Annotated in this window: 8 protein-coding genes; 4 read left to right on the plus strand and 4 right to left on the minus strand. The window is 37.9% G+C overall.

From position 1 onward, the window contains the following. Positions 1-15: 15 nt before the first annotated feature. Both E1140_RS08105 and E1140_RS08110 read right to left on the minus strand, forming a co-directional pair. A complete protein-coding gene (locus E1140_RS08105; RefSeq protein WP_155181488.1) occupies positions 16-1,806 on the minus strand; it encodes a DUF3857 domain-containing protein in 1,791 nt (596 codons plus the stop codon). A gap of 241 nt (positions 1,807-2,047) precedes the next feature. Then, positions 2,048-3,127, minus strand: a complete 1,080-nt coding sequence (locus E1140_RS08110) for a zinc metalloprotease (RefSeq protein WP_155181491.1) — start codon at positions 3,125-3,127, stop codon at positions 2,048-2,050. 266 nt (positions 3,128-3,393) lie between these two features. On the opposite strand from E1140_RS08110, the gene E1140_RS08115 reads away from it, so the two are divergent. Further along, positions 3,394-4,011 (plus strand): deoxynucleoside kinase, encoded by a 618-nt coding sequence (locus E1140_RS08115; RefSeq protein WP_155181527.1) that lies wholly within the window; start codon positions 3,394-3,396, stop codon positions 4,009-4,011. Here the strand turns inward: E1140_RS08115 and E1140_RS08120 are convergent. Further along, on the minus strand, positions 4,008-4,793 hold the full coding sequence (locus tag E1140_RS08120) for a hypothetical protein (RefSeq protein ID WP_155181494.1): 786 nt from the start codon (positions 4,791-4,793) through the stop codon (positions 4,008-4,010). The genes E1140_RS08115 and E1140_RS08120 overlap by 4 nt on opposite strands. Before the next feature lie 128 nt (positions 4,794-4,921). Between E1140_RS08120 and E1140_RS08125 the strand changes: the two genes are divergently transcribed. Beyond that, positions 4,922-5,686 (plus strand): universal stress protein, encoded by a 765-nt coding sequence (locus E1140_RS08125; protein WP_155181497.1) that lies wholly within the window; start codon positions 4,922-4,924, stop codon positions 5,684-5,686. Positions 5,687-5,695: 9 nt separating this feature from the next. Then, a complete protein-coding gene (locus E1140_RS08130; protein WP_155181500.1) occupies positions 5,696-7,096 on the plus strand; it encodes an MBL fold metallo-hydrolase RNA specificity domain-containing protein in 1,401 nt (466 codons plus the stop codon). Between the two features lie 197 nt (positions 7,097-7,293). On the opposite strand, the gene E1140_RS08135 is transcribed toward E1140_RS08130, so the two are convergent. Continuing rightward, positions 7,294-8,199 (minus strand): creatininase family protein, encoded by a 906-nt coding sequence (locus E1140_RS08135; protein ID WP_155181503.1) that lies wholly within the window; start codon positions 8,197-8,199, stop codon positions 7,294-7,296. A 487-nt stretch (positions 8,200-8,686) separates the two neighbouring features. Between E1140_RS08135 and E1140_RS08140 the strand changes: the two genes are divergently transcribed. Beyond that, positions 8,687-9,097, plus strand: a complete 411-nt coding sequence (locus E1140_RS08140; protein WP_155181506.1) for a hypothetical protein — start codon at positions 8,687-8,689, stop codon at positions 9,095-9,097. Positions 9,098-9,187: the final 90 nt, after the last annotated feature.

A 9,187-nucleotide genomic window follows, 5' to 3' on the forward strand; every position in this document is an offset into this window, starting at 1 on the left:
CTAATAGTCTTTTCATTAATTATTTTCTAAAATGATCGATTCCTTTTGAGCTTTATTTACTGACTGGAAGAAATTATAAAACTCTTCATAATCAGACTGTGGGTATTCACCTCCAAACAATTTAAAATGCTTGTTAATTTTAATTTGAGTGCCGTTAAAAGTATTGGTCTGTTTGTAAATACCATATTTGGTCTCAATTAATATGTCATCAGGTAACTCTGCATTATATTTCTCATTAGCTGATAAACTATACACTATTTCATGTTGTTCATTAATAGGGTATCTAATCAACAAATCATTCTTTCTAAATATTGGTTTTTCTAATTCAGGAAGTTCAATAACATATGGTTTAATAACTCTAAGTGATCCCAGAGTCCTAATTTGATTTTGAACTTTAAGGTTAATCTCTAAGTTCATAAAAAAGTCATCCCTGCTATAGTCAACTACTTTATAGTCAACTACTTCAGAGTCTTTTATTTTAAAGTCCCTGACTACTTGAGTATTAAAATCTTTAGTAGTTGCATGTCTATTTAGGTAACTGTAACGCTCAAATAATTCCCCTTTTAGAACTACATCAATGCTTAAAGTACCTGTACCTTCATCGTTAATATTAAAATTTACTTTTGTTAAACTAAGTACATCCTCAGTACTTAGAGCCGGAGAATTTATTAATTGACTATTTTTCAGATCTACGGCCAAAGCCTTTCTGTTTTGGGTAAATGTTCCGTTATAAGCAAAGGGTAAGTAATCTGAGGTATTCTCTAGCCAGAGGGTATCTCCTTCAAATGGAACAGTCAGCAATACATGATTAAATTGTTGAAAGGGGTATTTTTCAATGATCCTCTCAGCATCATCCCCCGCATTAATTACAGTATAATTTGAATTGATACCCGCATACTTCAATAAAGCCTTCATGTACATGGTGAGGGCCTTACAATCACCATATTTGTTAGTACAAACATAAGCTGCGGAATAAGGCTTCAACCCCCCGATATCAATAGCCACATTAATGTATCTGGTATGATCTTGTAAATGGTAATAGAGCTTTTTAATAAGTTCTAAAGTATCTGGTGTTGCCTCAATTATTTCATCAACCTTTGCTTTTTCGGAAGATGTCAAATAGTCGAGCCCCTCATTCAACTTAATATGCCAATCTCCATATGACTCCCATGACGCACTGTTACCATCAACACCATAATGAAAATTTTCAGGGATTGATAAAACATGTGGATAAAGCTCTTGTGACGAAGCTGAATATTTTTCCGATGCTATCTTTCTTAAATAACTAGATTTATAAGTCAATACTTTGCGACCGCTAATCAACTCTTCCCTTTTATTAGAAATATCTTTTATGTGATTATTGTATTCATAACTGGCAGGTAAATCAATTGTCAATTTGGCTTCAATTGTTTTAACATTCTCTCGGTATATAGGAACCCAATAGGCTAAATGATTAAAATTATCATTATCTATTTCATATGAGTATTTAAACCTATAGGGAAACACATTATAGGCGAGATCAAATACTTTATATAAATCATCCTCAAAAAAGGTTCCATCAGGCATATAGGCCCTAGTCTCTACCTCTTTGTTCTTTAGTTTTCTAACTGTCTTTCCGCTACTATCTAAAATTTCCGCATTCAAATATTTTAGGTCCTCAGATGCATTGTAATGAATAAAAACTTTGGAAATCCATTGCTCCTCTTGGTTATTGACTTGTACTAGAACAGACTTCCTGGTGGTTTTAACACCATTGTTAACAGTTATATAGGTATCGTATTCAAGAACTTGAGCGTATGACGACAAAGAACAAATAATTGAAAAAAAAAGAGATAAAAAGGATTTAGCCACAGCCTCCACAAAGAATTGTATTCAAATAAATGTAAACTGCGAAAATATGTATTATAATAATGTATATCTTAATTATTATAATTTTAATTTAATATAAGATCAAATCATGATGATAACTCCCTTTAATTCAACAAAATAAATCACAAAAAAAGGCCAGAGTCTCCTCTGGCCTTTTACATATAGTTTAGGTTTACGGTTATAGCATGCTAGCTCTTGGACCACCAGAAGCAAATATCGCTCTCATTCTGGCTTTTTGACCTTCTGAGAACATATACATACAAGCATCATTAGTATAGTCCATATAGTTCATTGTCATGTCAGTTGACTTGCAATTAACAGTTGGGAATGATGGACACCCATAATTTGGTCCATCAGAAGAAGGAGTATCCGCAACAAAATCATCTTGTCTGCATCTTCCATCACCCCAGATGTGTCTCAAATTCAAGTAGTGACCCACTTCATGAGTACCAGTTCTACCTTTATCGAAAGGAGCAGAAACATACCCTGTTGTTCCAAAGTACTGAGGTGCTATTACAACACCATCGGTAGAAGATGAACCACCAGGAAACTGAGCGTATCCTAAAATACCTCCTCCAATGTTACACACCCAGATGTTTAATGAAGTTTCAGGAGAAACCACATCAACTCCACCATTAGCAGCAAACTTCATAGCATCGTTAGTTCCCCAAGAAGTTTTTGAAGATGACTTTCTTGTTACACCTGCTAAAGTGAAATTGATTTGAGCATCGGCTGTTACACCAGAAAACTCTGAAGGTACAAAGCTGATATCATTATTAGTTTTGTTGAAATCATCATTCAACACATCAATTTGTGAGTTTATTTGAGCCTCACTAATGTTTTCATTAGCGTTATTATAAATAACATGTACATAAACTGGAATGTTAATAGTGCCAAGGCCATCGTCAACTGGAGGATTATCTCCACCTCCGTCTCCGCCTCCATTACCACCATTGCCACCGCCAGGAGTGCCATCAGGTTTTTTAGAGGCTATGAATTTTCTAGCATTTTTTTCGATGTTGAACATTCTGTCGTGAAGCTTAGGATCTGCAGACAATTGTCTGTTTAGTACAGACATTGAATAACATTTCTGCCCCTCAGTACCAGTTCTGCCAGCTTCTTCATCATTGGTATAAGTGTAAAAATCACTCATGTCTACAATGATGTCCTGCTCTTGATCTTTGATCACTGAATTGTTGTCGTCACAGGCCGTGAATATGACAAGCGACATTGTAAAAAGTAATAAAACTCTTTTCATTTGGTTTACGGTTTAGGTTAATAAAACGCGCAATCTAATACTTTACTTTTTACAATTCCCAATATAAAATAAGGTTTATTCATTCATTCACCGAATTTATATTAACACCCTTAGGCAAAGGCAACTTTTTAATTTTATTGTTCAATTTAGTTTCGCAAACGTTTGCAATCCTAGCCATTAAGGCTCTGTACTTTTCTGATATTTGATCCACGTTCAACAGCTCTTTTCATCTGTAATATTTTAGATTTGCAGTCATGAAAGAAAGTATGCACATAGCCATCTGTGGTAATATAGGTTCGGGAAAAACAACACTGGCATCTATGCTAGCCAAACACTTTGGGTGGAAAGCAGAAATGGAGTCAGTTGAAGACAATCCCTACCTTGAAGATTTCTATGAGGATATGAAACGCTGGTCTTTCCACTTGCAGATATACTTTCTTAACAGCAGGTTTAACCAAATCAAGCGGATTAGAGAAAGTAAAACCTCCACTATTCAGGATAGAACCATTTATGAAGATGCTTACATCTTTGCTGCCAATCTATACAAGTCAAAATATCTTAATGATCGAGATTACAGCAGTTATCTAACCCTGTTCGAATCGATGATACAGCATGTGCAAGCCCCTGATTTAACCATTTACTTAAAAGCAGATATACCCAAACTTGTCTCACAAATAGAAAAAAGAGGTCGCAGTTACGAAAATGCTATTAGGCTCGATTATTTGAAAAATCTTAATCAGCATTATAACGAATGGATAAGCACTTATAATGAAAGTAAGCTATTAATAATAGAAATGAATGACTTAGATTTTGTCAATAACCCTGAAGATTTCGCATCTATCGTTAGTAAGATAGACATTGAAATCAACGGCCTGTTCAGTTAATTATCCAAAGCACCATCATCTACCCAGCAGGCTATCAAGTCTTTCTCTTCCTGAGTTAAAGACCCATTTCGTGGCATATTACCACTTTGAGTTCGTGCTTTAATATCTGCCGCCCTACTTTTGATCTCTTCAAAATTATTAAAATCAGGCAATCCGGAATTGCTGCCGTCATGGCAGTTGCTGATGTTACAGTTTGCCACAAAAATGCTTTTAACCTGACCTTCAAATGACACCCCTGTGAGCACCTTAGCAGACTGTATAGTAGAGCAACCATTGCCATCGGCCACACTTACCTGATAGGTACCTGAAGTAAGTCCAGAAAATGTGTTGCTGGCCTGGTCACTGCCACCATTAATAGAAAATGTTAGATCTCCCTGACCGGTTGCCGATACAGTAATACTACCACTAGACTGCTCACAACCTGAAGTAGATGCTGATATATCGTTAATAGCCACTGTACTGGCTGGTGCACTGATTGTACCAGTTGAAGTTGCCGTGCAGCCAAGGTTATCACGCACAGTTATCTCATACTCTCCTGAAGCTAAGCCAGTAAAAGTATCTGAATCCTGAAAGTTGGTACCATCAATACTATACTCCAGTGCAGAAGAACCGGTTGCTGCTATTGTTATCTGTCCATCACTGGTTGTGCAGTCAGAAACATCCTGAGTGTTCACTCCAGTAATAACGGGACCGTTGTCACAGTTGGGTGTTGAAGGACCGGGATCAGAGTCGCTACACGAATATATAAGTAGTAAAAGAGCAAAGTACCTAAGTTTAATCATTCAATAAAGGTACGAATTCTATCAATGTTTAAACGTCATTTTAATGACCATAATCAAATTGTTGGATGACGCTGATCAAAGGGTCGCTACTTTCTTGTCTATACCTTTAATGTATAAACCCAGTAATCATGAAGGCAAAGAAAATTTTATGTGCTATCGACAAATCTGCCTCAGCCTTAAATGCATATTATTTTGCTGAGGCATGGGCAGCGCGACATCATATGCAAGTCAATATCATTCACTCGATAGGTAGCGAAAGGCTTAAACCAGAGATAATAAATGCGGCTAAAAAAGAGATGATTGATTTTACAATTAAAAACAACATTGATCTCCCTGTACAATTTGTTAATGGAGAAATCTGTGATGTGGTTAATGAACTGAAATATGATTTTGATTTAGTAGTAATGGGTAAAAAAGGTGAAAACCATACTAATAAATATTATGGCAGCAACGCGGCACAGGTCATGCAAACCATTGACCTGCCGGTATTCTTAATTAGCGAAGCGCCTACTGATATTACCTTTAAGCAAATACTCTTCATCACAGATTTTAAAGATATTGATAAAGAAGAGAGGCTGGAGTTTATAAGAGAACTGGCCCTTGAAAATGACTCAGAACTTCATTTACTCCATATTTCTGGAGATGGAAGAATACTTAATGAGGAAGAAATGAATGAAGTGCGCGAAATGCATGACATCTTCAATGATGTAAACCATGCTTATTTTGCGCTGGAAAATGAAGATATTATCAGTGGAATAAAAGAACACATAAAAGGCCATGACCCTTCCCTATTGGTGCTCATCCCAAGAAGAACCACGAGACTATCGAGCACCTTAAGTCAGGCGATTGTTGATACTGATATTAATTTGCCGATATTCTCAATACATGCTTAACTTAAATACATGAATGTAAGAATAAAGTTTCTCGGAGCAGCCCAATCAGTAACAGGCTCTAAATATCTACTGGAAATAGACAATTACAAGCTCATGGTTGATTGCGGCATGTTTCAAGGGCCAAAAGAATTGAGATTAAGAAACTGGAATAAGCTGCCAATAGAAGAAGACTCCATAGATGCTGTTATTCTCACCCATGCGCATATCGATCATAGTGGCTACCTACCCAGGCTTGTCAAAAATGGTTTTAAAGGACCAATATACTGTACCGAAGCTACAGAGGGCTTGTTAAGAATCTTACTGCTTGATGCCGCCAAGCTGCAGGAAGAAGAAGCTGAATTTGCTAAGAAGAAAGGCTATTCTAAACATAACACACCAGAACCCTTATTCAATACCGAAGACGCAGAGAATGTATTGCTTATGCTTAAAACTGCACCTTATGATTTGACTAACAGGGTCAATGATTTTATAAGCTTCAACTTTAATAATGCCGGCCATATATTGGGGTCTTCCATTGTTGAGTTATTTGTGCAGGGTGAACAGCAGCAAAAAAAGCTGGTATTCTCCGGGGATTTGGGTGGCTATAATCAGCCGTTATTAAAAACTCCTGCCGCTATTACAGATGCTGATATTCTTTTAGTTGAATCTACCTATGGCGGCAAGGCTAATGATCATACAAATTTTGAAACCATTTTTGCAAACAAGGTCAATGAAGCCTTAGATAAAGGTGGCTGTTTGTTGATACCTTCATTTGCAGTTGGCAGAACACAGCTGCTGCTATACTACTTTCAAAAGTTACAATCGCAGGGCCTTATACCTAATTATCCTGTATATGTGGATAGTCCTATGGCGATTAGCACTACATTCTTGTATCAGCAGTATCCTAAATATCATACCCTAACACCAGAAGCATTTCAAGGTGATGGCCTATTTGACTACCCAACAATAAAATATTACAAGTCGCAGGAGTCTTCTGTTAGCATTAATGATTTAAGAAGTAAGGCCATTATTATTTCGGCTAGCGGCATGTGTACCGGGGGCCGTATTTTGCACCACCTCTACCATCGCTTGTCAAGAAAGAATGACACGGTATTGTTTGTCGGGTATCAGGCCTATGGTACACGTGGAAGGCGCCTGGTAGATGGAGAAACCTCGGTAAGAATTTTTGGCATTGACGTTCCTGTAAAATGCCATATTGATAATTTGATGGGGCTATCGGCTCATGCTGATATGAATGAGCTACACCAGTGGCTGTCAAACTTCACCTCACCTCCCAAAATGACTTTTGTCGTACACGGAGAAGTAGAAAACTCTATTGCTTTAGCCAACTATCTTAGAATGGACAGTGGCTGGGACAATGTGTATATTCCTAACTACCTGGAATCTTTTGAGCTTTTTAGGGGGATTTGATATAAAACAAAACATCCCTTGGGAACCTGGTCTCAAGGGATGAATCGTTGTCTATAGTTGGCTTTAAGATTCAAGTATACGCAGATGCTTTAAAACTGTATACTGATTCTGGTCAAAGTGATTTATTTGCCGATGAGTTGCAAAATGTAGCTTTAGGTAATTTGGGTGACTAATAACCGCATCTTGATTTAAGTCGTTCATTTACGTCCATTGAATTCGTTCCATCGGTCAATGAATTTAACGGCCGCACTTACGGCTCTCCTGTTCATATCTTCGCCTCTTGCAACCGTGCTTTCTTTCGGGTCGCGCGTGCCCCATACACCAGTGGTAGACATTTCAGCAGAGGAGGTTTTCTTTCCTGTTTCTTCAGCTTTTAACCCCTCGGCAAGAAACAGCATCAAAGCTGTTGGCTCACCTTCTATTACTTCAGGAAGCATTGCTTCTAAGTGACTGGGCAAAGTCAATTCAGCCGGCACCGCCTTGTCTAATTGCACCAAACTTGGCATCAGGTACAGCGCATTAGACGTTTCTGGTGTACCTCCATGTCTGTCGAGCTCCGTAGTAGGTTTCTCCGAAGAGCGCTCAATAAATGGGCCAATGGCCTGGCTGAAACTAACGGCTACTCCACCAGTTGTTTGATTGATCTGATCAACCAGCAGAGTTGATATGGCACTATTTCCACCATGTGAATTCATGATTACAAATCGTTTAAACCCATGCCTGATAAGGCTCTCGACAGCTTCAAGATGAACTTTCAAAATAGTCTCCGCACTAAGTGTAATGGTACCGGCAAATCCCATGTGATATGGAGATTGGCCTGCCATTAATACTGGAGCAACCAGTATATCTCTCTCCTGCGCAATGAGCTTGCACCTTTCCACACCACTGATAAAATCAGCACCTATAGGAAGATGATTTGCATGCTGCTCTAAGGCACCAACCGGGATTATTACCATATCCGATTTTTTAAGAAAGGCCTCCACTTCCGGCACGGTCATATGAGGCAGGTAATTCTTAACTTTCTGCTCTTTCCAAAGCGGGTTTGTTTGTGCCCATGCACTGGTGCTGATCAGACAAATAATCAAAAAATAACAATTTCGCATGATTTTAATATTAATGTAATGGCATCCGACTAGTATCGATAATAACACATATCTATTTAATAGATAATTCACTATTTCTAAAATGTTTATTGATATGGTACAGTCGACTCTTTAAAAGTAAGTGAAACAATGTGATTATTATTTAAGTCGGCATTAAACTTCGGGCCACATATGCAGGACTGCACGGATAGGAAACCCTATAAAACAAAACATCCCTTGGGAACCTGGTCTCAAGGGATGAATCGTTGTCTATAGTTGGCTTTATGATTCAAGTATACGCAGATACATTAAACCTGCATACCTGTTCTGGTCAAAGTGATTTATTTGCCGATGAGTGACATTATGGAGCTTCAAGCTATTGGTTAACAGCCTACAACTCACAGGCCTCACATTACAATTCAGTATGATCATGCTACAATCCACCGGATTTAGTCAAAATCTGATTGAGCCGTTTCGTTTGGTTTTAAAAACCAAAAAGAAACATCCCATGAAAAACTTTTTTACTACTCTCCTAGTCGTAATTTTTATCAACATTGCTGACACTTACGCTCAGGAGCTTCCAAAAGATGGTGCAGTTATTACCATTGAAGACACAAAACTAATGCTGATTCCTGGTGAGGAACTTACCACTGACCTTACCCTTTTAAAATCAAAGAGATACAGAAAAGCAAAATTTGGAGGTCTGGCTACAAGAACACCAAAGGGCATTACAGCTGAGTTTGTTGAAGATGAAGAGCAAGACGGACTTTATCACCTTACCCTTATGGCTGATGAAACTGCAACAAGCGATAACTTCACGCTGATCATTAAAGGAGAAGGCAAGAATGCTCATAAAGTACGTGGTCTGGCAGTCTCTGTTAATGTAACTGCCAATCAAATTGCCACCTCTAATGACTAATACCTTTAGATTTTTGTAATTTTAATGAAATTAGTTCATCACTTCGAAATGCAGCGTAGCGGATCCGATAGCTATCGGATGAGAAGTCTC

Source organism: Fulvivirga lutimaris, from assembly GCF_009711525.1.
Taxonomy (GTDB): Bacteria; Bacteroidota; Bacteroidia; order Cytophagales; family Cyclobacteriaceae; genus Fulvivirga; species Fulvivirga lutimaris.